The 24098-nt window shown below is 72.5% G+C and carries 19 protein-coding genes and 2 pseudogenes; 12 read left to right on the forward strand and 9 right to left on the reverse strand.

The genetic code is table 11. The features are described from left to right. The first annotated feature begins 66 nt into the window (after positions 1-66). Positions 67-1377 (forward strand): activator-dependent family glycosyltransferase, encoded by a 1311-nt coding sequence (locus tag ACZ5OX_RS17405; RefSeq protein WP_465630687.1) that lies wholly within the window; start codon positions 67-69, stop codon positions 1375-1377. Between the two features lie 29 nt (positions 1378-1406). On the opposite strand, the pseudogene rfbD reads toward ACZ5OX_RS17405, so the two are convergent. After that, positions 1407-2334: pseudogene (rfbD, locus tag ACZ5OX_RS17410) on the reverse strand (dTDP-4-dehydrorhamnose reductase). 135 nt (positions 2335-2469) lie between these two features. On the opposite strand from rfbD, the gene ACZ5OX_RS17415 reads away from it, so the two are divergent. The 8 genes and pseudogenes from ACZ5OX_RS17415 (at position 2470) to ACZ5OX_RS17450 (ending at position 8852) form a co-directional block, all read left to right on the forward strand. Continuing rightward, on the forward strand, positions 2470-2784 hold the full coding sequence (locus tag ACZ5OX_RS17415) for an alpha/beta hydrolase (protein ID WP_465630891.1): 315 nt from the start codon (positions 2470-2472) through the stop codon (positions 2782-2784). Positions 2785-2801: 17 nt separating this feature from the next. Further along, positions 2802-3344, forward strand: coding sequence for a hypothetical protein (locus ACZ5OX_RS17420; RefSeq protein WP_465630689.1), 543 nt, complete (start codon positions 2802-2804; stop codon positions 3342-3344). Between the two features lie 391 nt (positions 3345-3735). After that, the gene (locus tag ACZ5OX_RS17425) at positions 3736-4050 is read left to right on the forward strand and encodes a hypothetical protein (protein ID WP_465630690.1); all 315 of its coding nucleotides are present in this window, start codon (positions 3736-3738) and stop codon (positions 4048-4050) included. A gap of 81 nt (positions 4051-4131) precedes the next feature. Next, a pseudogene (locus tag ACZ5OX_RS17430) lies at positions 4132-4350 on the forward strand (transposase); the annotation flags it as partial. Further along, positions 4338-5330 (forward strand): alpha/beta fold hydrolase, encoded by a 993-nt coding sequence (locus ACZ5OX_RS17435; protein ID WP_465630692.1) that lies wholly within the window; start codon positions 4338-4340, stop codon positions 5328-5330. The pseudogene ACZ5OX_RS17430 and the gene ACZ5OX_RS17435, both read left to right, overlap by 13 nt. Before the next feature lie 348 nt (positions 5331-5678). Continuing rightward, positions 5679-6233 carry a TetR/AcrR family transcriptional regulator gene (locus tag ACZ5OX_RS17440; RefSeq protein ID WP_465630694.1) on the forward strand — a complete coding sequence of 185 codons (555 nt, stop codon included), beginning with the start codon at positions 5679-5681 and terminating at the stop codon, positions 6231-6233. 286 nt (positions 6234-6519) lie between these two features. Continuing rightward, entirely contained in the window at positions 6520-7557 is a 1038-nt protein-coding gene (locus ACZ5OX_RS17445) for an agmatine deiminase family protein (protein ID WP_465630696.1), read from the forward strand. A 104-nt stretch (positions 7558-7661) separates the two neighbouring features. Further along, positions 7662-8852, forward strand: a complete 1191-nt coding sequence (locus tag ACZ5OX_RS17450) for an agmatine deiminase family protein (RefSeq protein ID WP_465630697.1) — start codon at positions 7662-7664, stop codon at positions 8850-8852. A 112-nt stretch (positions 8853-8964) separates the two neighbouring features. Here ACZ5OX_RS17450 and ACZ5OX_RS17455 read toward each other — a convergent pair whose 3' ends face one another. Beyond that, the gene (locus tag ACZ5OX_RS17455) at positions 8965-9741 is read right to left on the reverse strand and encodes an agmatine deiminase family protein (protein ID WP_465630699.1); all 777 of its coding nucleotides are present in this window, start codon (positions 9739-9741) and stop codon (positions 8965-8967) included. Between the two features lie 53 nt (positions 9742-9794). Between ACZ5OX_RS17455 and ACZ5OX_RS17460 the strand changes: the two genes are divergently transcribed. Beyond that, positions 9795-11300, forward strand: coding sequence for an urease subunit alpha (locus ACZ5OX_RS17460; RefSeq protein ID WP_465630892.1), 1506 nt, complete (start codon positions 9795-9797; stop codon positions 11298-11300). 295 nt (positions 11301-11595) lie between these two features. Here the strand turns inward: ACZ5OX_RS17460 and ACZ5OX_RS17465 are convergent, their stop codons facing one another. Beyond that, positions 11596-12243: a hypothetical protein gene (locus ACZ5OX_RS17465; RefSeq protein ID WP_465630700.1), complete on the reverse strand. Its 648-nt coding sequence runs from the start codon at positions 12241-12243 to the stop codon at positions 11596-11598. Between the two features lie 595 nt (positions 12244-12838). Between ACZ5OX_RS17465 and ACZ5OX_RS17470 the strand changes: the two genes are divergently transcribed. Then, positions 12839-14533: an immunity 49 family protein gene (locus ACZ5OX_RS17470; protein WP_465630702.1), complete on the forward strand. Its 1695-nt coding sequence runs from the start codon at positions 12839-12841 to the stop codon at positions 14531-14533. A gap of 486 nt (positions 14534-15019) precedes the next feature. Here the strand turns inward: ACZ5OX_RS17470 and ACZ5OX_RS17475 are convergent, their stop codons facing one another. Next, positions 15020-17404, reverse strand: coding sequence for a phosphoketolase family protein (locus ACZ5OX_RS17475; RefSeq protein ID WP_465630703.1), 2385 nt, complete (start codon positions 17402-17404; stop codon positions 15020-15022). 336 nt (positions 17405-17740) lie between these two features. Here ACZ5OX_RS17475 and ACZ5OX_RS17480 point away from each other — a divergent pair, with 336 nt between their 5' ends. Further along, positions 17741-18319 (forward strand): oleate hydratase, encoded by a 579-nt coding sequence (locus ACZ5OX_RS17480; RefSeq protein ID WP_465630894.1) that lies wholly within the window; start codon positions 17741-17743, stop codon positions 18317-18319. Here the strand turns inward: ACZ5OX_RS17480 and ACZ5OX_RS17485 are convergent. The 5 genes from ACZ5OX_RS17485 to ACZ5OX_RS17505 all read right to left on the reverse strand — a co-directional run bounded on the left by ACZ5OX_RS17485 (position 18279) and on the right by ACZ5OX_RS17505 (position 24085). Beyond that, positions 18279-19433, reverse strand: a complete 1155-nt coding sequence (locus ACZ5OX_RS17485; RefSeq protein ID WP_465630705.1) for a cytochrome P450 — start codon at positions 19431-19433, stop codon at positions 18279-18281. The two genes, ACZ5OX_RS17480 and ACZ5OX_RS17485, sit on opposite strands and share 41 nt — an antisense overlap. A 67-nt stretch (positions 19434-19500) precedes the next feature. Next, positions 19501-20961: a flavin monoamine oxidase family protein gene (locus tag ACZ5OX_RS17490; RefSeq protein ID WP_465630707.1), complete on the reverse strand. Its 1461-nt coding sequence runs from the start codon at positions 20959-20961 to the stop codon at positions 19501-19503. Between the two features lie 193 nt (positions 20962-21154). Beyond that, positions 21155-22048, reverse strand: coding sequence for an NAD(P)-dependent oxidoreductase (locus ACZ5OX_RS17495; protein WP_392871011.1), 894 nt, complete (start codon positions 22046-22048; stop codon positions 21155-21157). Between the two features lie 111 nt (positions 22049-22159). Further along, positions 22160-22585 (reverse strand): YybH family protein, encoded by a 426-nt coding sequence (locus ACZ5OX_RS17500; protein ID WP_465630709.1) that lies wholly within the window; start codon positions 22583-22585, stop codon positions 22160-22162. 171 nt (positions 22586-22756) lie between these two features. Then, the gene (locus ACZ5OX_RS17505; protein WP_465630711.1) at positions 22757-24085 is read right to left on the reverse strand and encodes an FAD-dependent oxidoreductase; all 1329 of its coding nucleotides are present in this window, start codon (positions 24083-24085) and stop codon (positions 22757-22759) included. Positions 24086-24098: the final 13 nt, after the last annotated feature.

Here is a 24098-nt window from a genome sequence, read left to right on the forward strand (position 1 = left end):
CGGGCCGGGAACGCGGGCCGGGAACGCGTCGAGGAAGGGTCGAGGCCGCCTTCCTACGCTCGCCCCATGCGAGTGCTATTTGTGACCGTGGCCGCCAAGGCCCACTTCCACGTCCAGGTGCCCTTGGCGTGGGCGCTGCGCGCCGCCGGCCACGAGGTGCGCGTGGCCAGCCAGCCCGACCTGCTGGACACCATCGTCGCGGCCGGCCTGCCCGCGACCGCGGTGGGACCGCCGCTCGCCCAGGAGGAGTCCGTGGCGGAGCTGCGGCGCCGGCAGGAGCGGGCGGCCGAGCGCCTGACGGACCCGCCCGACGCCCAGGAGCTCATGCGGATGACGGAGGACCGGCCCGAGCACCTGACGCCCGACTTCCTCGACGGCCTGTTCACCGTGATGACCTCCGCCATCTTCCAGAACTTCTCGGCCGAGGAGACCGTCGACGACCTGGTCACGCTGGCCCGGCGCTGGCGCCCCGACCTCGTCGTCTGGGACACCCTGCTGATGGGCGGGGCCGTCGCCGCCCGGGCCGCCGGCGCCGCGCACGCGCGCCTGCTCTACGGCCTGGACCTGGTGGGCACGATGCGGCAACGGCACCGGGAGTCGCTGACTGCCCGGTCCGGGGAGCTGCGCGAGGACCCGCTCGCCGAGTGGCTGGACTGGACGGCGGCCCGGTACGGCGGCGGGTTCAGCGAGGACCTGGTGACCGGTCAGTGGACCCTCGACCCCGCGCCGGCCGCGCTGCGCACGCCCACCGACCTGCCCTGGGTACCGGTGCGGCACGTCCCGTACAACGGGCGGGCGGTGCTGCCGCCGTGGCTGCTCGAACCACCGCGCCGGCCCCGGGTCTGCCTGACCCTCGGGATCTCCTTCCGCGAGGTGATGGGCGGCGAACGGACCTCCGTGCCGGTGCTGCTGGAGGCACTGGCCGAGCTGGACGCGGAGGTGGTGGCGACCCTGGACACGGCGCAGCTGGCCGAGGCCGGCCCGTTGCCGGACAACGTGCGGGCGGTGGACTTCGTCCCACTGGACGCGCTGCTGCCGTCCTGCTCCGCGATCGTGCACCAGGGCGGCTTCGGCACCGCGCAGAACGCGCTGGTGCACGGCGTCCCGCAGGTCGTCGTCCCCAACGACCTGTGGGACCTGCGCCCCCGGGCGGAGCTCATCGAGTGGTCGGGGGCGGGAGTGCGCTGGTCCGGCACCGGCCCGCTGACCCCGGCGGAGCTGCACGGGCTGGTGACCCGGGTGCTCGACGACCCGTCGTTCGCGCGCGGAGCGGCGCGGCTCCGGGACGAGATCGGGGCCATGCCCTCACCCGCCGATCTGATCCCGGTCCTCGAAGGGCTGACCCACCGGCACCGGCGGGCCGCCTGGACCGGCTGAGCCGGCCGGATCGGCACCCGGCCCCGCCGTCAGCGGGGCCGGTCCGGTTCCTCCCGGGGCGCCGCCGACAGCGCCTCGGCCAGCGCCTCCCGCCAGGGCCGGGGGGCCGGGATGCCCACCTCGTGCCAGCGGTCGTGGCCGAGGACGGTGTACCGCGGCCGGGGGGCGGGGCCGGCGACGGCCGCCGCGGGCACCGGCCGCACCAGGCCGGGATCGGCACCGACCAGCCGGAACACCTCGCGGGCCAGCTCGTACCAGCTGGCCCGGCCGGCGTTGGTGGCGTGGAAGACGCCCCGCGCCCGGGGTCCGGCCGAGCGCGAGCAGCAGCCGCGCGACGTCCGCCGCCCAGGTCGGCTGCCCCACCAGGTCCGCCACCACGTCGACGGTCCGGCCGGCCCGGGCCCGTTCGGCCATCACCCCGACGAAGCTGCGGCCGTGCGCGCCGTGCAGCCAGGCGGTGCGGACCACCGCGCCGAGCTCCGGCAGCAGTGCGAGGACGGCCCGCTCGCCCGCGGCCTTGCTGCGCCCGTAGGCGTTGCGCGGGGCGGTCTGATGCCCCTCCGGGTACGGGGAGTCGGCGTCGCCGGGGAAGACGTAGTCGGTGGACAGGTGCAGCAGCCGGGTGCCGTGCCGGGCGCACAGTGCGGCCAGCTGCCGCGGCCCGTCCCCGTTGACCCGCAGCGCCCGCGCCTCGTCCGCCTCGGCGGCCTCCACCGCCGTGTAGGCCGCGCAGTTGACCACCAGGTCGGGGCGGTGCCGGGCGAAGGCCTCGACGAGCGCGTCGGGGTCAGTGACGTCCAGGGCCCGCCGGTCCAGGGCGACCGCGGTCACGCCCTCGGCGGCCAGCGCCGCCGTCACCTCGTGCCCGAGCAACCCGCCGGCCCCGGTGACGAGCCATCTCGTCGGGTGCGGGAGGAGCGTCTTGGGCCGGCGGTTGGCAGGGAGCGAGGAGTTCACCCGGCCGAGCGTGCCCGCGCCCGGTCGAGCATCCGGCGACATGCCCTGGTCGCCCCCTGACCGTCCGCGCATCTACGATTCCGCAGTGAACAGTGCGGGGGACAACAAGGAGACGCCGAGCGTCGCGTCCGTGTTCTGGCTGGGTTCGACGCCCCGCAGCTGGAGGGCACTGGCTCCTCGGTGCTCATGCAGGACCGGGCGGAGGAGGGCGGAGCCGCGTACAACAAGTTCCTCACCGGACTCCGGGCCACCCACGAGGGGGCGCCGGCGCACATGACCGCGCAGGGACACAGCTACGGCTCCCTGGTGGTCGGGAAAGCGACCCAGCAGCCCGGTGGCCTGCCCGTCGACGACATCGTCCTGGTCGGCAGCCCGGGAGTCGGGGTGAACAAGGCATCGCAGCTCGGGAGCGGCCACGGGAACACGATCACCAGGGAGGATCCGAGGTGAGGGCCGCGATATGGCGCATGACCGTGCCGGGGGTACTGCTGGCACTCCTGGTCGGCTGGTACGCCTGGCCGGAGCCCGAGGAACCCACCGTGCCGGTCGACCAGGCACAGCAGCGGATCGAGGCCGAGCTCGCCGACGTCGCGGGGGCATTCCACCCGGGGCTCCAGTGGGCCGAGGCGAGGTACGAAAGCGACCCCGACCTGACCGGACTCTGCGGTACGTCCGGGTGCAAGAGGACGGGCCGGGCGGAGATGTCCGCCCGCCAGGCGGCCCGAGTGCGGATCACCCCTACCCGGAATCAGGAGCCGCTCGACGTCGTCCAGGCACTCTGGACCGGGAAGGGCTACTCGGTCGAGCGCAACAAGGGCTCGGTGGAGGTGAAGGGCTCAGGGTTCAGCCTCCGGTTCGTCTCGGGAGTGGAGGGTTGTGCCGAGGTGTGGGCTTCCGTGTTCAATGTCACCGACATCCGCGATCGCGAGTGGATCGACAGGTTCGGACCGGGAGGGCAGGCCTACGCCGCCACCTGCGCGACGGTCGACGACCCCTACTGGTCGCACTGACACCGGGAGCCCGCCCGGCCCGGCTTCCTCGGGCCGGGCGGGCTCGGCGATTCGTCTCACCGGTCCCCGCCACGGGCGTCGCAACCACTGACTAGCCCTGCATTTCGCACATGGGGTTTTAGGTCTCCAGCCAGCGGGGTCGGGTTTACTGACGGTTTCAAAATGATCTGCAGCTGCCGTCAAGGAAGATCATGCCGTGGGAGCACGCTGATCCTCGCAAGCGAACGGAGCCGCATCGATGGCAGGGTCCCCTGGGGCATTTCAGTCGATCACGTTCGCGGCCTGGCGTGACCGTCCTCCCGGGCAGGACCGTGCCTCCAATCGGTACTACGTCACGCTGGCGGAACTCCTCGTGCGCCTCGGGAGCTTTGGGCTCGGTCTCACTTGGAAAGTGCGGATCGACGATGCTCGACTCGTCACCAGGTTCGCCGAGATCGAGAAGGCTTCTTCCGGTGCCGGGATCGGCACCCTGGAGCTGCTGGCCCTGGTCGCGCCGGATGTTCAGTTTGTTGACGGGGACTTCGCGGGGTATGCAGGGGACGAGCTGAGGGTGGTGCTGCGGGAGTTCGACAGCACGAGTTGGGACCTCTGCACCGCGGATGCCTCGGTACTCCGGAAGATCCGCCAGCACTACCCGGACGCGGTGCCGACTCCTGAGGATGTTCTCCAGGAGATCCCCTGGCCGACCACCCGGCGGGAGACGTGATCCAACGCTCCCACTGATCGTTTCTGGGCGAGTTGAACTGTGGGTCTTGCGCTCGGCGATCTTGATCTGCAGGGGGCCCAGGTGCGCGCTGATCTTGTTCCGAACGACCTGTGGGAGCGGGTGGCTCCGCTACTGCCACCTTCTCCCGTACGACGCCACCGCCATCCCGGACGACTTCGCATCCCGGACAGGGCGGCTCTCGCCGGCATCGTGTACGTGCTGCGGACCGGCGTTGCCTGGCGCGACGTCCCTACCGAGACCGTGGGCTGCTCCGGGGTCACGGCCTGGTGCCGGCTGCGGGCCACCGCCGGGTGCCCGTCGCGGACGGGGTCGCCCTGCACACCGCGATCGGTGGCCAGGGCAGCCCGGTCGTGCTGCTGCACGGCTTTCCTCAGACCCACCTGATGTGGCGGCACGTCGCCGTCGATCTCGCCGCCGAGCACACCGTGATCTGCCCGGACCTGCGTGGCTACGGCGCCGGCGACAAGCCCGCGCAGACCCAGGACGATCCGGCCTACGCCAAGCGCACCATGGCCGCCGACATCGTCGCCCTCGCCGCCGCCCTGGGCCACGAACGCTTCGCGCTGGCCGGGCACGACCGGGGCGCGCTGGTCGCCTTCCGCACCGCCATGGACCACCCCGACCGGGTCACCCACCTGGCCTCACTGGACGTCCTGCCGACCCTCGACATGTGGGAGATGATGCGCGGCAGGTCGGCGGCCGTCGGCTTCCACCTGTACCTGATGGCCCAGCCGCCGGGCCTGCCGGAGCGGATGATCGCGGCGTCGGCGGACGAGTTCTTCGGCCGCTTCCTCGATCTGTGGTCGCGCGACGCCGCCGCGATCCCCGCCGAGGTCCGCGCCGCCTACCTGGCCGCCTGCCGCGCGGCCGTCCCGTCCATCGTGGCCGACTACCGAGCCTCGGCCGGCGTCGCCGTGTTCGGCGGCCCGCGTGCGGTCAGCAGCGCCGACAGGCCGGCCCAGTCCACGAACGTCACCTCGGTCAGGTCGACGACGATTCCGGCCTCGCAGCTGTTGCCGCATCCACGAGGTGGCGGTGAGTCCCCGCGCCGCGCAGATGTCGACCTCGCCCGCGACGGCGGCCCGAACGGTGTCGGCCGTTCCCAGGGTGAGGCACACGGTCAGCAGCCCATCACCCAGAGTGAGCACGTGCGGCCCTCACCTCGCTCAGCCGGCAGGTCCCGACATCGTCATCACCTCCCCAGGAAAGAGCCCTTTCCTCCTGATGCTGCCCGAGCCCTCGCGCGCTTCGCCATTTGACGTGGAATCATGTCCGGCGCTCTCCCATGGTGGTGATGAAGATCGGGCGACCCGCGGCACCGGCTCGCCCGGACCGCCCGGACCGCCCGGACCGCCCGGACCGCCCGGACCGCCCGGACCGCCCGGACCGCCCGGACCGCCCGGCGACGATACGGGAGTCGCCACAGGTGGCGGCAATGTGAAAGGTCAGCAGATTCAAGCATTCCTCCCCCGGGCCCTTGTCCGAAAGCCGGACTGCGGCCGCTCCGGACCCCGCGTCCCAGCTGACAGGACTTTCAGCACAGCGGGCGAACTTGGCCCGACCCGCGGGTAAGGTGGTGGATCGTGTCTAGCCGTAAAACGTCGATCATGGAAGCAGCGGCGCGGGTGATCGCGCGACGCGGGGTGCGCGGGCTGCGCGTGGAGGAGCTCGCCGCCGAGGCGGGCGTGTCCACCGCGCTGATCTACTACCACTTCAAGGACCGCACCGGGATCCTCCGGCAGACGCTGGAGTTCATCAACGACCGGGCCGAACGCTACACGACCGAGCGCGCCGCGGACGCGCCGCCGCTGACCGCCCGCGAGGAGCTGGAGCAGACACTGCTGCTGGAACTCCAGGACACCGTCGAGGTCCGGGAGAACAGCACCGCCTGGGGTGAGCTGCGGGCGAGCGCGGTGTTCGACGAGACCCTGCGCGAGGACCTGGCGCGGGCCACCCGGGTCTGGGTCCAGGAGATCGCCGAACAGCTGGGCGTGGTGCAGCCGATGTCCTCGGCGGTCGCGCTGGCCGGCGCGGCGGAGCGGTTGACCGCGCTGCTGGAGGGGCTGAGCACCCGCTGGCTCAGCGGCAGCCTGCCGCTGGCGCACGCCCGAACGCTGATGATGGACGCGATCGACGCCGAGGTATCCCGGCTCGGGTCCTGAGCGGCACCTGATCAGGCCCTGACCGGGTCCCGCGCCGGGCCGTCACCCGGCCCGCGTTCCAGGCCTCCTTACGCCCGATTCGTCACGCTCCGTACGCACTTTCCATCTGCGGAGTCATGGCGTGCCGCCGAGTTTGACTAACTTTTCAGTCAATGCAAGCCTGAACCCGCGGGCAGGGTGCTGCCGCCGGCCCGTTTCCCATGTGCGCCGGTGCGTCGCCTCGCGAAGAGTGGTCCTGATGGCCCCGCACCCTGGCCCGGCACCGTCGCACGAACTGGAGACCCTCATGACCAGCTACCACGACGCACACGCCGCCGAGACCTACCCGTGGGTGCCCGCGGACGACGTCCCGCACGCGCGGACCTGGATGTCCTGGCCTTCCCGCCGCGGCGTGTGGGGCCTGCGCCTGGGCGGCGTCCAGGAGGACATCGCCCTGATCGCCCGCACGGTCGCCGAGTTCGAACCGGTGGTGATGTGCGCCCCCGACGACTGGACCGCGGGCAAGGCACAGGACCGCTGCGGCTCCGCCGTGGAGGTGATCACCGCGATCCCCACCGACGACCTGTGGATGCGCGACACCGCGCCGGTCTTCCGCCGGGACGGGTACGGCGGCCTGGACGCCGTGGTGCTCAACTTCAACGGCTGGGGCAACAAGCAGGTCCACGACGACGACGCCCGGGTCGCCGAACTGCTCGCCACCCGCCGTGGCCTGCGCTACTCCTTCGCGGACTTCGTCGGCGAGGGCGGCGCGATCGAGACCGACGGCGACGGCACCGTGATGGCCACCGAGAGCAGCCTGGTGAACAAGAACCGCAACCGCGGCATGAGCCGGGACGAGATCGAGGAGGCCGTCCTGGAGGCCTACGGCGCGGACACCATGATCTGGCTGCCCGGCATCAAGGGCCAGGACATCACCGACGACCACGTGGACGTCACCTCCCGGTTCATCCGCCCCGGCACGGTCATGGTGCAGCTGCCGCCGGCCGACCGCAACGACGCCTGGGCGCGCGACGCCCGCGAACAGTTCGCGATCCTCTCCGCCGCCACCGACGCCCGGGGCCGACGCCTGCAGGTCATCCCGGTGCACGGCCCGGACACCGTCCGCTCGCGCAGCTCCAAGTTCGTGGACTCCTACCTCAACTTCCACCTCGTCAACGGCGGTGTCATCACCGCCCAGTTCGGCGACGCATACAAGGACGCCGCAGCCCGGGACGCCCTCGCCGCGGCCTTCCCCGGCCGCGAGGTGGTGCAGCTCGACGTCGACCGGCTGATGGCCGGAGGCGGCGGCATCCACTGCTCGACCATGCACGAGCCGATGCCATAGCGGCACCGGCCACCCTCCGGAGGACCGCCCCGAGGGCCCTCCGCACGACCACCCGGGGGCCCGCCGCACGCCTCCGTCCTGCCACCATGACCGGAGTTACCCGTATGACCAACGCCCCGTCCCGCCGCGCCGTGATCCGCTCCCTCGCCGGGGTCGGTGCCGGAGTCGGCGTCCTCACCCTCGGCCTCACCGCCTGCGACCCCACCGGCACCGAGGACATGGAGGGCTCCGCGACGCCGTCCCAGCCCGGCGGCACCCCCGGCGCCCCCGGCGCCCCCGGCGCCCCCGGTGCCCGGCGCCTCGGCGCCGAGTGGGAGAAGCACCTGCGCACCGTGATGTCCTGGCCCGCCTCGGAGAACGTCTGGGGCGACCAGCTGCCCGACGTCCGCCGGGACGTCGCCGGCCTGGCCCAGGCCATCTCGGCCCGCGAGCCGGTCGTCCTGATGGCCCGCCCCGAGCAGGTGGACGCCGCCAGGAAGGCCTGCGGCTCGGCCGTCGAGGTGGTGCCGATCGCCGTCGACGACCTGTGGGCCCGGGACACCCTGCCGGTGTTCGTCGAGGAGGGCGGCAGGGTCAAGGGCGTCGACTTCAACTTCAACGGCTGGGGCGGCAAGCAGCAGCGCGGCAACGACTCCAAGGTCGCCCGGACGGTGCTGGCCAAGTACGGCGTGGAGCGGATCGAGACCCGGCTGGTCGGCGAGGGCGGCTCCTTCGAGACCGACGGCCAGGGCACCCTGATGGTCACCGAGAGCTCCGTCGTCAACGACAACCGCAACCCGGGGATGAGCCGGGACCAGGTCGAGGCGGAGCTCAAGAAGGTACTCGGCGTGACCAAGGTGATCTGGCTGGCGGGCGTCAAGGGCAAGGACATCACTGACGCCCACGTCGACTGCCTGACCCGCTTCGCCGCCCCCGGCGTCGTCCTGCTCGACCAGGCCTTCCCCGGCGGCCCGGCCGACGTCTGGTCCCGCGCGGCCGACCAGGCCCGCGGCGTCCTCAACAACGCCACCGACGCGACCGGCAAGAAGCTCCAGGTGATCGAGCTCCAGCAGCCCGACCCGGACAAGATCACCGGGCGCGGCGACGCCTTCGTCTCCTCGTACATGAACTTCTACATCGGCTCCAAGGGCGTCTACCTGCCGAAGTTCGGCGACGACCGGGCCGACGAGCGGGCGCAGCAGGTGCTCAAGCAGTACTTCCCGGGCAGGGAGATCGTGCCGGTGAAGATCGACGCGATCGCGGCCGGTGGCGGCGGGATCCACTGCGCCACCCACGACATCCCCGCCCTGGGGTGACCGACGGGCCGGCCCGGAACCCGTACCTGGACGGGTCCCGGGCCGGCCGCCGTTCGGGGCCGGGTCCGGTCGGCGGACAGGACCCGACCCGGGCACGAGGTGTTGCGCGCTGTCAGGCGGGCTGCTGTTGGGTGGCGCAGTGGATGCCGCCGCCGCCCGCGGCGATGTGGTTGATGGAGACTCGGGTGACCTTGCGGTCGGGGTGGAGGTCGCCGATGATGCCGGCGGCGCGGTCGTCGGCGGCCTGGTCGCCGAAGCGCGGGACGATGACGCCGCCGTTGCAGAGGTAGTAGTTGACGTAGGTGGCGAGGAATTCCTTCCCCGTCCCCTGGATCAGGTTGAAGTCGGGCTCGGGGAGTTCGACCACCTTGAGCGCCCGGCCCTTGGCGTCGGTCGCGGTCCTGAGGACCTGGAGGGCCTGGTCGGAGGCCATGCTCCAGACGTCGGGCGGGGTGTGGGCGGCCGGGCGGTGCAGCACGACGGTGCCGGGTTCGGCGAAGCGGGCCAGGGCGTCGATGTGGCTGTCGGTGATGTCCTGTCCGGCGACGCCCTTGAACCAGATCACCTTGTCGACGCCGAGCAGATCCTTGAAGGCGGCCTCGATCTGGTCGCGGGTCTTGCCGGGGTTGCGGTTGTCGTTGACCCAGCAGCTTTCGGTGGCCATCAGGGTGCCCTCGCCGTCGACCTCGATGCCGCCGCCCTCGCCGGTGACCGGGGCCTGGAGGCGGGTGATGCCGTAGTGGTCGAGGAGGGTGCGGGCGACCTTGGCGTCGTTGGCGTGGGTCTGCTTGTTGCCCCAGCCGTTGAAGTTGAAGTCGACTCCGGCCAGGCCCTGGGGGCCGGTGACGAAGGTCGGGCCGGTGTCCCGGGCCCACAGGTCGTCGACCATCAGCTCCAGTACCTCGACGGTGGAGCCGCAGGCCTGGCGGGCCTGGTCGGCACCTGGTGATCAGCAACGTCCTGGTGATCGATGCGGTGCAGGGGATCCGCAAGACCTCGATCGGCATCCGGGAGGGCCGGATCGCCTCGATCGGGCGGGCCGGCAACCCGGACACCCTGGACGGCGTGGAGGTGGTGGTCGGCACCGGGACGGCGATCGTCTCCGGCGAGGGCCTGATCCTCACCGCCGGGGCCATCGACACCCACGTCCACCTGATGTCCCCCCGCATCATGGAGGCCTCGCTCGCCTCCGGCGTCACCACCATCATCGGCCAGGAGTTCGGGCCGGCCTGGGGCGTCGGCGTCAACTCGCCCTGGGCGCTGCGCCACGCCTTCAACGCCTTCGATGCCTGGCCCGTCAACATCGGCTTCCTGGGCCGCGGTTCCTCCTCCCACCCCGCGCCGCTGGTGGAGGCGCTGACCGAGGGCGGCGCCTGTGGATTCAAGGTGCACGAGGACATGGGCGCGCACACCCGGGCGCTGGACACCGCGCTGTCCGTCGCGGAGGTCCATGACGTCCAAGTCGCCCTGCACACCGACGGGTTGAACGAGTGCCTGTCGGTGGAGGACACCCTGCGCGTGCTCGAAGGCCGGACCATCCACGCCTTCCACATCGAGGGCTGCGGCGGCGGACACGTCCCCAACGTGCTCAAGATGGCGGGCGTGCCGAACGTCATCGGCTCCTCCACCAACCCCACCCTCCCCTACGGCCGGGACGCGATCGCCGAGCACTACGGCATGATCGTCTCCGTCCACGGCCTCAAGACCGACCTGCCCGGCGACGCCGCCATGGCCCGCGACCGCATCCGGGCCGGCACGATGGGCGCCGAGGACGTGCTGCACGACCTCGGGGCGATCGGCATCACCTCCTCCGACGCCCAGGGCATGGGCCGCGCGGGCGAGACGGTGCGCCGCACCTTCGCGATGGCGGGCAAGATGAAGGCCGAGCGCGGCCCGATGGAGGGCGACGGCCCGACCGACGACAACGAGCGGGTGCTGCGCTACATCGCCAAGCTGACCATCAACCCGGCCATCGCCCACGGGCTTTCGCACGAGGTCGGCTCGGTCGAGGTCGGCAAGCTCGCCGACCTGGTGCTGTGGAACCCGGCCTCCTTCGGCGCCAAGCCGTACATGGTGCTCAAGGCGGGCTTTCCGGCGTACGGCGTCACCGGCGACCCCAACGCCGCCACCGAGAGCTGCCAGCCCCTCGTCCTGGGACCGCTGTTCGGCGCCCACGGCGCCACCCCGGCGGACCTCTCGGTGGCCTTCACCAGCCGCGCCGCCGCCGAGGCCGGCACCGGGGACCGCCCGTACGACCGGATGACCACCCGGCGCCGGCGCGTCCCGGTCCGCCACACCCGCGGCATCGGGCCGGCCGACCTGGTCCGCAACAGCCGGCTCGGGCAGATCCTGGTCGACGGGCAGCGAGGCCTGGTCACCCTCGACGGCGTCCCGCTGTGCTCCGACCCCGCCGAGGAGGTGTCGCTGAACCGCCTCTACTTCCTCTGACACCGCCGCGGAGGGCACGGCTTACTACGGCACGCGACCAGGCGCGTGCCACGGCAGCGGCCTCGACGGTCCTCTGAACGCCGCGAGCGGGGCCGGCGTCACCGTCGAACCCGCCGGTGGATCACCGCAGCCGACCGGAACGCCGCTGGTGCTGCTCGCGTTCGGCCGAGCCCGAGAAACACGGGGCGGACGCGACCCCGCCGCCGCGCCCTTCACCGTCCGTGCGGTGCGCCCGGACGCCGCCCCGTGCCGCACCCGGAATCCGGGCGGCCGGGGCGGCGCCCCTCGATCCGGGTCAGTTGCGGAGCAGGACCCAGGAGCCCAGGCCCGCACAGCCCGCACTGTTGTAGGCGCCCAGGTGGTAGCCGGCCGGGACCGTGTTGCCGGGGCAGATCGACAGCCCGGGCGCAGCCAGCTGCTGGAACCAGGAGCCGATGCCGCGGCAGCCGGTGCTGTAGTGGCCGGTCATGACGTACCCGGCCGGGATCGGTGAGCCCGCGCAGGTCCAGATCCCGTCCGTGACCAGCCGCATGAGCCAGGCGTCGCCGAGACAGGGGCTGCTGCTGGGGTTGTGGTCGGTGAGCACGTAGCCCGCCGGGATCGGCGAGCTGGCGCAGATCCACAGCGGGTCCTGCGCGGGCTGCACGTAGGAGCCGCCGGCTCCGCTGCAGCGACCGGCGTCGTACACGGTGATGACGTAGCCGGGCGGCACGGGCGTCCCCCGGCAGATCCAGCCGGCGCCGGCCAGGTGGGCGGACGGGGCGGAGGAAACGGAGGCAACGGGTGGCGCGGCGGGCGCGGCGGGCGCGGCGCTCGCCGTGCCCGCCGCGGTACCGGTGAGGACGGCCGCCAGCAGCGCGACCACCCCCGCCACGGCGGCGAGCCGCCCCCGGAGGGCCGCCCAGGGCGAACGGTCCAGCAGTCGGTGATGTCCTCTGATCACGTCACACCAGTCCCATCGGCAGGTCCGTGCGGCACCGCACGACGGCCGTACGGTGCCGGTTCGTGGAGCTGCCGCGACCCTAACGGGGGCCGGCGCAGCCGATCTGTTCACGACATGGACACGTCACCATTTTGTCCGGAACTGCGCGTCCAATGCCCGCAATCCCGCCCTTGACGGGAAGAACCGGCCCCCACCCCGCGCGCGGGAAGGCAGCCCGTCGACTTCCCACGCGCGGGGCCGCCGCCTCGAAGCGATCAAGTCAGGCCCGGCAGCTCACCGGGAACCTGGCCGAGGACCTGTGTCACGCCCCACCGTGGTCTTCGACCAGCGCGACGAGCTCCAGGACGAGTTCGTCCGGTCCCTCACCGGGGGCGCTCGGGCGCCGGGCGGATCCGCCACCTGGTGCCCGCCTCGGACGGGTTCCGGGACGCGGGTGGCTGCCGGTTTCGGCTGGGGCCTCGTGCCCGAACCGCAGGCCGAGCCGCTGCTGCGGCCCGGCCGACCGGTGGAACTGGCACCCGCGGGACCCGGCGGACCGTGATGTCCGACCCGCTGCCTACTCTGGGTCCAAGTCGACGATCAAGGGGGCAGGACCGTGCGGATCGAACGTCACCAGGTGGACGGGGAGCGGGTGGCGCAGGCCGGCGAGGACTTCGTGAACCGGATCGGCAGGCAGGTCCACTCCTACTCCCGCGCCGGCCTGATGACCACGACGGAGTGGCAGCTGATCGCCGACTCCTTCCTCGACTACCTCGGAGCGCTCTCCACCACCCGGCCCGGCCTGGACTCCGCCGAGGCCAGGGCCGTCCTCGCGGACGCCGCAGAGGCCGCCGCCGGCGCCGTCTCCTTCGCCGCCTACTACCCGCACGACCGCTTCAGCGTCTTCCTCGACTACCCGAACTTCGGGATGGGGTACGACCCGGAGTACGGGCAGGACCGCGACCCCCGCCACCGGGTCACCGCCCGGGAGTGGCTCGACGCCTTCTGCCTGGCGATCGTCGCCGACAAGGTCTCCGCCCACGGCGAGGCCTTCAGCTGGGCACGGCAGTTGATGCCGGACGAGCCGGTCACCCCCGACCTCGAACTCGTCGACGGCTTCGTCGCGCACTTCTTCGAGGAGGCCGGCCTCCCCGCCGCGTCCACCGAACCACAGCCCGGTCTGCGCGCGCTGCGCGCCCTGACCGACGGGGATCGCGACGCCTTCGACGCCGCCCTCCTCACGCTCGTCCGGAACGGCCCGCACGGCACCGGGCCCGCGAGCCTCCTGCCGCTCGTCCCGATCGCCCTCGCCGCCCTCGCGTACCGCACCCACGGCTGGACCCCGGCGGTCGACACCGACTACCTCCCCCACGCCCTGGTCACCGGCTTCGAGACCCCCGGCCCGCGCGTCCGTGCCCTGGGCCGCGACCCGCGCCCCGACGCCGTGGCCCGGCTCGCCGCCGGGCCCGTCGACCTCGACCGGCCGTTCCCGGCCCGGCCGCTCAGCCCGGACGGCGCGGCGCGGTTCGAGCGGCGCACCCTGGAGGCCATCACGCCGAAGGAGGGTGAGCCGCTGGACGCGTGGGAGCTCACGGGTGCCCTGCGCTACCAGAGCCGCCTCCTGTCGGCGCGCGCCTCGGAGTCCGCCGACGCCACCGATGCCCTGCTCGCCAACCTGCGGCTCGGCTCCCAGCTGGGGGCCGCCGTGTTCCGGGTCGCCCTCGCCGAGCCGGGCACCGAGGCCGAGGTGACGATCGACGGGCGGATGCTGCGCTTCCCCGCCCGCCGGGACAGGGACTTCGGGCCGACCTTCTGGGAGACGGCCCTGTCCTTCGTCCTGATCACCGGAAGCTCCGAGGACCTCGAACCCCTCCTGCTGGCCGGTCCGGCGATCGCCGCCGAGGACCGCTACCCGTTCGCCTCGTACCGCACCGCCCTGCACGACCACCTGCGCGGAGCCGACCCGCTCCCGGCCACCGAACGGGCCCTGGAGGAGCTGGACCGAACCAGGGACCACGGCTTCCTCCCGCCTCCGGTCGTCCTCTTCTCACAGCTGGTCCGGGGCGACGAGACCAGCTTCAACCTCGCCCTGCTGGACGCCCTGGAAGCCCACCGCGACCACCACTCCGTCGCCGACCGTGCCACCCACACGGGTGCCGCGCTCAGCCTCGACGTCCTCGGCCTCGCCTGCCACGCCCGCCGCAGCCGCGGCTGGGCCGTCCACGTCCGGTCGCCCTACCTCCCGCCGCGCCTGCTCCGGGCGGCCGGGCGCGCGGGAGGGGATGTTCGGGAGCCGAAGGCCGCACTCTGACCGCCCGACGGTCCGACAGGTGTCGACCGAACCCGGCCGTCGGCCGTGAGGAACGCCGTCGGCCGTGAGGAACGCCGTCGGCCGTGAGGAACGCCGTCGGCCGTGAGGAACGGGAGAGCGGGGTGGTCGGCCGGGCGGTTCCGGCTGGTGGCCCCGGAGCGCCGGTCACGCCCCTGGCAGCCCGGCCGCACGGCTGTCAGGGGTGAGCGCTATGTTCACGAACGTCGATCAGACCTGTCGGCCCGGCCCTCCGGCCCGAGTCCCACCGTCTGCTGGCCGTCCAGGCCCCGGGGGTGGCGAAAGCCGCCGAACCGCACGCCGCCGAACCGTTGGTGGGCCGGGTCGCGCAGCGGGCAGCCGCGCAGCAGCGCCTCGCGGGCGGCCCGGTCGGCAGCGGTCAGGGGCCGGCTTCGGAGCCGTCGATTCCGACGGCGACGGGTAGCTCCATGGTGCGGGACCTCCTGACGTTCGCCCCCTGGTTTCGGGTCAGCCCTGCCAGGTCCAGTCGGTGACCTCGGGCAGGTCGGTGCCGTGCTCGCGGATCCAGTCGTGGTGGCGGGTGCGCCGGTCGGCCATCTCCTGGCGCAGGGCGGCGGCGCGCACGGCCAGGCCGGGGACACGGTCGATGACGTCCATGACGAGGCGGTAGCGGTCGAGGTCGTTGCGGACGACCATGTCGAACGGCGTGGTGGTGGTGCCGGACTCCTTGTAGCCGCGCACGTGCAGGCGCGGGTGGACGGCCCGGCGGTAGGCGAGGCGGTGGATCAGCCACGGGTAGCCGTGGTAGGCGAAGATCACCGGCCGGTCGCGGGTGAACAGGGCGTCGAACTCGGCGTCCGGCATCCCGTGCGGGTGCTCCTCCGCGGGCATCAGCCGGGCCAGGTCGACCACGTTGACCACCCGGACACGAAGGTCGGGCAGGTGCCGGCGGAGCAGGTCGGCGGCGGCAAGGACCTCCTGGGTGGGCACGTCACCGGCGCAGGCCAGGACGGCGTCGGGCTCGCGGGTGCTGTCGTCGGTGCCGGCCCATTCCCAGATCCCGGCACCGCGGGCGCAGTGGGCGCGGGCCTGGTCGAGGGTGAGCCAGTCGAAGCTGGGCTGCTTGCCGGCGACCACGACGTTGACGTAGTCGCGGCTGCGCAGCACGTGGTCGGCGGTGGCGAGCAGGGTGTTGGCGTCCGGCGGGAAGTAGACCCGCACGGCTTCGGGGCTCTTGTTGAGGACGTGGTCGACGAAGCCGGGGTCCTGGTGGGAGAAGCCGTTGTGGTCCTGGCGCCAGACGTGCGAGGTGAGCAGGTAGTTGAGCGAGGCGATGGGGGCGCGCCAGGGCAGGGCGCGGGTGGTGCGCAGCCACTTGATGTGCTGGTTGACCATGGAGTCGACGATGTGGACGAAGGCCTCGTAGCAGGAGAACAGGCCGTGTCGGCCGGTGAGGAGGTATCCCTCCAGCCAGCCCTGGCAGGTGTGTTCGGAGAGGATCTCCATCACCCGGCCGTCGTGGGCGAGGTGTTCGTCGACGGGCAGGGTGTCGGCCTGCCAGGCCTTGCCCGTGGCGGTGTAGACGGCCTGGAGGCGGTTGGAGGCGGTCTCGTCCGGGCCGACCAGGCGGAAGTCACGGCGCTCGGCGGTGTCCGCCATCACCTGGGCCAGCAGGTCGCCCAGGACCCGGGTGGGCTCGTGCAGCGTCGCACCGGGCTTGTCCACGGGTACGGCGTACCGCTCCAGCGGCGGCATCGGCAGTTCACGCAGCAGCAGGCCTCCGTTGGCGTGCGGGTTCGCGCCGAGTCGGCGGCGGCCCGCGGGAACGCGGTCGAGCACCTGCGCGGTCGGCCGACCATGCTCGTCGAACAGTTCCTCCGGACGGTAGGAGCGCAGCCAGTCCTCCAGTTGGGCGAGGTGTGCGGGGTTGTCGCGGACCTGGTCGAGCGGCACCTGGTGGGCGCGCCAGGTGCCTTCCACCGGCACGCCGTCCACCTCGTTCGGCCCGGTCCAGCCCTTGGGGGTGCGCAGCACGATCACCGGCCAGGCCCGGCGCTCGGTGGCCCCGTCGGCACGCGCGGCACGCTGGATGGCGGCGATCCGGTCGAGGGCGGTGTCCATGGCGTCGGCCATGGCGCGGTGGACGGCCATGGGGTCCTCGCCGGTGACGTACAGCGGGTCGTGGCCGTAGCCGCGCAGCAGCGCGTCCAGTTCGGCCTCCGGCAGCCGGGCGAGCACCGTCGGGTTGGCGATCTTGTATCCGTTGAGGTGCAGGACCGGCAGCACGGCGCCGTCGTGGACCGGGTCGAGGAACTTGTTGCCGTGCCAGGAGGCCGCCAGCGGACCGGTCTCCGCCTCGCCGTCGCCGATCACACAGGCGACCAGCAGCCCGGGGTTGTCAAAGGCAGCACCGTAGGCGTGCGAGAGCGCGTAGCCGAGCTCGCCGCCCTCGTGGATGGATCCCGGCGTCTCCGGTGCGACATGGCTCGGCACTCCGCCGGGGAAGGAGAACTGCCGGAACAGCTTCGCCATGCCGTCGGCGTCGCGGGTGACGTCCGGGTAGGTGTCGGTGTAGCTGCCGTCCAGCCAGGAGCCGGCCAGGACGGCGGGGCCGCCGTGACCGGGCCCCCAGACACAGACCGCGTCGAGGTCCCGGGCCTTGATCACCCGGTTGAGGTGGGTGTGGACCAGGTTCAGGCCCGGCGAGGTACCCCAGTGGCCGAGCAGCCGGGGTTTGATGTGTTCGGGGCGCAGCGGCTCGCGCAGCAACGGGTTCGCCATCAGGTAGATCTGGCCCGCCGCGAGGTAGTTGGCGGCCCGCCAGTGCGCGTCGAGCGCCCGGACCTCCTCGTCGGACGGTCCGCCGGGAGCCGAACTGGGGGTGACGGACATGGCTGTGCTCTCCTCGGAGTCTGCCGGCTTCACCGACCGCCGCGGGCGGTCGGCATTCATCGTCGCCCCGCGGCCGGATCCTCCGCAGGGCCGAACAGGCCACATTCTGCGAGGGGGAACGGGCCGGTGGTCCCTGCCCGTCCCGGGCCTCACCCGAACGGCCCCGGCCCGCCACCCGCCGCCGGGACGTAGGGCCCGGAAGGGGGCTGCCGGCCCTGCGTGGAGGCCCCGCTTCTGCCGGGCAGGCCGGCGGCACCTGCCGAACGGTGCAGGTACGCCGGATGGGCGGGCGCGACGACGAACGGACGGATCGTGATCGACTGTGGGCGCGAGACGATGGCCTACCCGGTCGGCGGCGGAACAGCCGCACTGGCCGCCGCGGCTTTCCTGATCCGCGACGGCGACTTCCCCGGCAAGAACATCCACATCCTGGAGCAGCTCCCACTGGCCGGCGCCTCACTGGCCGGCGGCTCATCGGACGGACGGAGATCGCCGGAGCAGGCGTACGTCACCAGGGGCGGTCGGATGCTGGAGGACGAGGCGGCGACCGCCTCGGCGACGGTGGTCTCGGCGCCGCGGTGCTGTTCGGCGCGGTCAGCGTCACCTTCGCGATGGGGCTGGAGGCCGCGTTCACCATGGCGGCGCCGGCGTGCCCGGAGGCGGAGGCGTCCGGAGGGCGGCCGCAGGCGGGTGGCGGCCGCAGGCGGGTGGTGGCAGCTGCGAGCGGGTGGCGGGGCAGGGACCCGGGAGACCGGCCGGAGCACGGGGGTACGCCCCGGCCGGCCACCCGTGGCCCCTGCCCCTCCGCCCGTTCACCCCGCGCGGGCCGGCGCGTGGTTGCGCACGGCCGCGCGGGTCGGCTGCGGGGCCGGCGTCAGCCGGACACCCGGACCGGCAGCCGCCGGGGGCAGATGATCTGCATCGGGTTCTCGAACTCGACGCCGGCCGCGTGGTCCACGGCGATGTCGTCGTAGCGGTCGAACAGCGCGTTGAGCGCGATGCCGACCTCCAGCCGGGCCAGCGGGGCGCCGAGGCAGAAGTGGATGCCCTGCCCGAAGGCGATGTGCCCGCCGGTGTCGCGGTGGATGTCGAACCGGTCGGGGTCCGTGAAGCGCTCGGTGTCCCGGTTGGCCGCGCCGACCCACAGGGTGACCAGTTCGTCCTTGCCGATCCGCTGCCCGCGGATCTCGGTCTCGGTGGTGGTCACCCGCGCCATCCGGGAGAAGGGCGGGTACAGGCGCATCAGTTCCTCGATGGCGCCGGGCAGCAGCCCGCGGTCCGCGCGTACGGCGGCCAGCGCCTCGGGATGGCGGTCGAAGGTGAGGATGGCGTTGCCGATCATCGCCATCGAGGCGGCGTGTCCGGCGAACAGGGTGAGGCCGACCAGGCCGATCAGGTCGGCGTCCCGGAGCGGCTCGTCGTCCACGACCGCGTGGGCCAGCCCGGTGAGCATGTCGTCCGCCGGGTTCTGCCGGCGTCGGTGCACGTGGCCCAGGATGTACTCGTTCATCTCCCGGATGGCCGGCGCGACTTCGGACTCCATCACCTTCGGCGGCACGGTCGCCGCGTCGAGCGCGCCCAGCGCGTCGCCCCAGGCCCGGTACATCGGCACGTCCTCGGGCGGCAGGCCGAGCATCTCCGCGACCACGATGATCGGCAGCGGGTAGGCGACCGCGTCGATCAGGTCGAAGGTGTCCGCTCCGGACAGCCCGTCGAGGAGGGACTCGGTGGTCCGGGTGATCCGCTCCGCGAGGCCCGCCACCGCGCGCGGGGTGAAGGACTGGTTGACGGCCCGACGCAGCCTGCGGTGGTGGGGCGGGTCGTTGGTGACCAGGTTCCCGGTGAGGAACAGGTCGAGGTCCGGCTGCGGTTCGTTGAACAGCCGCACGGTGTCCGAGGAGAAGGTCTTCGGGTCGGTGAGCACTCGGGTGATGTCCGCGTGGCGGAACAGCTGCCACCCGTACTCGTCGTCGTGGTGGATCGCGTGCTGTCCCTGCATCTGGCGGAACCAGGAGAACAGCGCTTCCACGGGTTCGGTTGCGGATTTCTCTTGCGCCGGCATGACTACCTCTGATCTGAAGGCCGCTGAGTTGTTGTCACAGACCGAAGATGGACCGGTAGACCTTGCGGTCGACGGCCGGGAGGGCCACGCGCTGGGCGACGGCCGACGGCGGCGTCGCGCCGGGCGTCGGCGACAGCGTCGGCGAGCCGGCGGCCCGCAGGCCGGATTCGATGGCGCCGTCCATGTAGCCGATCCAGCCGAGGGCGAGGTCGTCCGCGCAGAACTTCACCAGGCCGAACGGCTGGTTGATCGCCTTGTGCAACCGGGTGAGCTGGCAGGGCCGGCGGTACGCGGGACCGCCGCGCGAGAACTCGTTCGCCTCCCAGTCCGTCACGGTGTAGTCGCGCAGTGTCGCCGACGGCAGGATCCGCCGCACGGCGGCCTCGACCAGGGAGCGGTTGCTCACGTCCAGGGTGGCGTCGACGGAGAAGGCGACGACGGGGGCGTCGTCGTTGAGCCGGCCCATGATGACGAACGGCGAGCCCTCGGGTGCCTCGGCGATGAACCGGTCGGCGGGGGCGGCCAGGTCCAGGAACAGCTTCCGCTGGCGCGGTACGCCGTAGCCCTGGGTGGTGGCGTCGCGGTGGGCCTGCGGCAGCGCCGGGCTGAAGGTGATGTCCTTCCAGACGTTGACCGGCACGGCCATGACGACCTGGGCCGCGGTGTAGGCGTGTCCGGCCCGGGTGACGACCTTGACCTGGCCGGACTGCTGGGTGACGGAGGCGACCGGGGAGCCCAGCTTGAGGTCCGGCTGGCCGTCCGCCAGGATCGCCTGGGCCAGCGCGATGGTGCCGCGCGCCAGGCGGTAGGTGTTGACGCCGGAGAAGCCCGTGTAGTTCCAGCCGGCCAGGGCCCACCACTGAGCGAGCTGCAGCATCGAACCGCGCGAACTCGGCGAGCCGTACAGGCCGGTGGTGCTGGTCATCCGCATCTCGTCGGCCGGCGAGAGGTTCAGCTGGTCCAGCCGGTCCCGCAGGGAGAAGTGGTCCAGCGGCGTGATCAGGTCCTCGCGGGTGAACGGCGCGTAGGGCTTGGGGAAGTACTCGCGCGAGCCCTCGAAGAAGGGCGTGAACAGCTCGCCCTGCCGGGTGTACGCGGTGACCGGGTCGCTCTCGGCGAACCCGGTCGGGGAGGGCATGAGCACGCGCTCCGGGCCCTGGTCGGCCACGACCGTCAGGTTGTAGCGGGATATCTCGCGCCAGACGTGCGGCTGCAGCGGGTCCACCCAGGCGCCGCCGCGCTCGATCTCCCAGCTGTTGAACGTGTCGGTCCAGGTGCGCCCGCCGATGCGGTTGCGCGCCTCCAGGACGAGGACGCGCTGGCCCTTCTTCCGCAGTTCGCGGGCCGCGGTGAGGCCGGCCATGCCGGCCCCGACGACGATGGTGTCGTACGTGTTGCGGAAGGTGACGTCCCCGCCTTCGGCGGCCTCCGCGATCCCGGGAAGACCGGCGCCGAGAGCGGTTCCCGCGATGGCCAGGCCACCCGTTCTCAGCACGTCCCTCCGCGAGAAGGAATTGCGGGACGCGGCCTTCTTCGATCTGCCGTGACTGTCGGACACAAGTATTCCCCCGTCTGGTGGACTCAGGTTCGATGAAACGTTTCTGCGAAAAATCGACGAAGCCGGGAATCCGGATCGAAAGGCAGCCGACCCGGGTTCCCCGCTTCGCTTTCACCCGCCGCGGAAAAGATCAGGCGGACGGCTTGCGGAACTGCTTGATCAGCGCCGCGTAGCTGTCCTCGGCGTTTCCGTCGGCCACCGCGCGCTGCGCCAGCTCCAGGAAGAAGCGCGGCAGGTCGGCGTTGACGCCGAGTGCCTTGCTCTCCTCCAGCAGGTGCTGCATGCCGCCCACGTGGACGTTGACGGTGGCGTCGGTGGCCGGGAACTCCCCGTCGTCGATCTGCTGCGCGTACGCCGAGACGTAGTCGGCGGTCACGTTGATCGCGGTGGTGGCCATCTCCGCGAACGTCGTCGCCTTGACGTTGGCCGTGCCCAGCAGGGCGGCGGCGTGCAGGAAGCTGTTGAGGACGCCCCACATGATGCTCAGCACGGACATGTCGTACAGGGCCGACAGGCCGTGGTCCTCGTCGAGGTAGACGGTGCCGGTCTCGCCGAGCGCCAGGAGGGTGGCCTGGTGCTTCTCGAAGGCGTCCTTCGGGCCGGCGTACAGCAGGGTCGCCTCGGCGGTGCCGATGGCCTGGGGCATCGCCAGGATCGCGCCGTCGACGTAGTCGATGCCGGCCTTGGCCGCCCACTCGGCGGTCTCCCGGGCCTGGGTGGAGCTCGCCGTGGTCAGGTTGACCAGGGTGCGGCCGGCCAGGGAGGAGACGGCCGGGTCCAGCAGCCCGTGCACGGCGTCGTAGTCCGAGACGCAGACGACGACGAGCGGGCTCGCCTCGAGCGCGCTCCGGACCGAGTCGGCGAGGGTCGCGCCCTTGGCGACGAGCTGGTCGGCCTTGCCGGCCGAGCGGTTCCAGACCGTCGTCGGGTGGCCCTTGGCCAGGAAGGCCGCGGCGAGCGCCTGGCCCATCAGGCCCAGGCCGACGACGGTGACCGGGGAATCGGCGGGGGAAGAGGTGGTCACGGGAGTCTCCGTACTCGTTCTCGTGCGGCGCGGGCCGCGGTGGTTGTGAAGAGGGGTTCGCCGGAGCCGGCGGCGGGCGGGGAGCCGGGTGCGGCACGCCGCTGCGCCGGGTCAGTCCTGGGGCGCGTCCTCGGCGTCCCAGGGGCCGCTCACGCCGAACGGGTTGTCGACGACGTAGCGCCAGTAGCCGTCCTCGCCCTGGCGCAGCACGTCGATCGCCACGCCCTCGAGGTGCTCGGGCTCGCCGTTCTCGTCGAGCGCCTCCATCTGCCACTCGACGATCAGCATCGCGGTGTCGCCCACCACCAGCTGCTGGCGGACGGTCGCCTCGACGGAGGGCTTGCGCTTGGCCAGGAATTCCGTCACGTAGGCCCGGCGGTCCTCGCCGTAGACCGGGAATCCGGGATCCCACATTCCGACCGCGTCGTCGGTGTACATCGCGTTGACCGCCTCCGCGTCACCGGAGTTGAAGGCCGTTCCGAACGCCTCCTGGTGCTTTTCGATGTCGGTCACCAGCGTGTACTGACTATCGCTCACGACGCCTTTTCTCCATTCCGGTTCCATGGCACCTGCTCGGATTGATCCGGACGCTATCAGCGGGTACTCCCCGATCCGGTCTCCTGCCGGTAATCGCGCGCGGCCGTGCGCGACCGCGCGCGATTACCGGGGAAAGACCGCCCGACGGGGGCGCCGTCGGGGAGCCGTCCGCTACGGCCGGTCGGCCGGGACCAGGGCCCGCTCGATCGCCTCCTGGACCTCCGGCGCGACCAGCGCCGCGACCGGGTCGAGGAGGAAGGCGACCCGGGCGTAGGCGACGAGCAGCTGCCCGTCCCGCGACGCCGCGTCCAGCAGCCGGTCCAGGTAGGCGTACTCGGCCAGCTGCTCCTCGGTCGGCTCGCCGCCCACGCCGGGGAAGGCACTGTCGGCGCCGGTGGTCAGCTCCCACACGTGGTCGACGGCCCTCGCCGCGAGGTCGGCGAGGTACGCCCTCGGGTCCACCGGCCCCGGCCGGGAGACGTGGTCGCGCAGCACGGTGGCGCCCAGGGCCGACACCGAGATGCCCTGCCCGTAGACGGGGTTGAAGCTGCACACGGCGTCGCCGATGACGAGCAGCCCGTCGGGGAACGACTCCATCCGCTCGTAGCGCCGGCGCAGGTTCGCCGGGAACCGGTAGGACAACGGCTCGCCGAGCGTCTCCTGGTCGCGCACCGCTTCGTAGATGTCGGTGGCGGCCAGCGACTTGAGGAAGTCGTGGAAGCCGGCGGTGTCGCGGGGCGGGTACTCGCCGGCCACGCCGTAGCCGGTGACCACGGCGCAGCCGTCCTCGATCCTGGCCCAGAGCGCGCCCCTCGGCACCGCCGCCGAACCGCCGACGTCGATGGAGACCTCGGCGGGCCTCCGGTCCGCGGAGAGCCGGTAGTACTGCGTGGTGTAGCCGACGTTGACGACCAGCTGCTCCTCCTCGACCACGGGGTAGCCGAGTTCCGCGAGCCACGCCGGGGTCCGGGTGCGCCGCCCGGTCGCGTCGACGACCAGGTCGGCGGTCAGGTCGCGGTGGGTGTCCCCCTGGAGGACGCGGACGCCGACGACGGCGGACCGGTCGGGCGTGGTCAGCGGCTCCACCGTCTCGGTGCGCTCCAGGAAGGTCACGTTGGGCAGCGCGCGCACCCGCCGGCGGACCCGCCGCTCCAGGTGCGGCCGGCTGACCGACAGCAGGGGCAGGCCGGAGCGCGGCTTGGGCATGCGGGTGCCGTTCACGACCCACCGCACGTCGGCGGTGCCGTCGCCGGCCACCGCGCCGCCCGAGGTGAGCTCCTCGGTGATGCCGGGGAGCAGGTCCTCCAGTGCGAGCAGGCCCGCGGCCAGCAGGTTGTGCAGGTGCCCGCCGTGCGGAACACCCCGCCGGGTCTCGTTGTGCGCCCGGCCGTAGTCGTCCTCCGCGAGGTCGTCGCGGTCGATCACGACGACGTCGGCGTACCGGTCCGCCAGCACGTGCGCGGCCAGCAGGCCCGCCATGCTCGCGCCGAGTACGATCACGCGCTCTCGGTCA

The sequence above is a fragment of the Kitasatospora sp. NPDC032121 genome, from assembly GCF_055580145.1.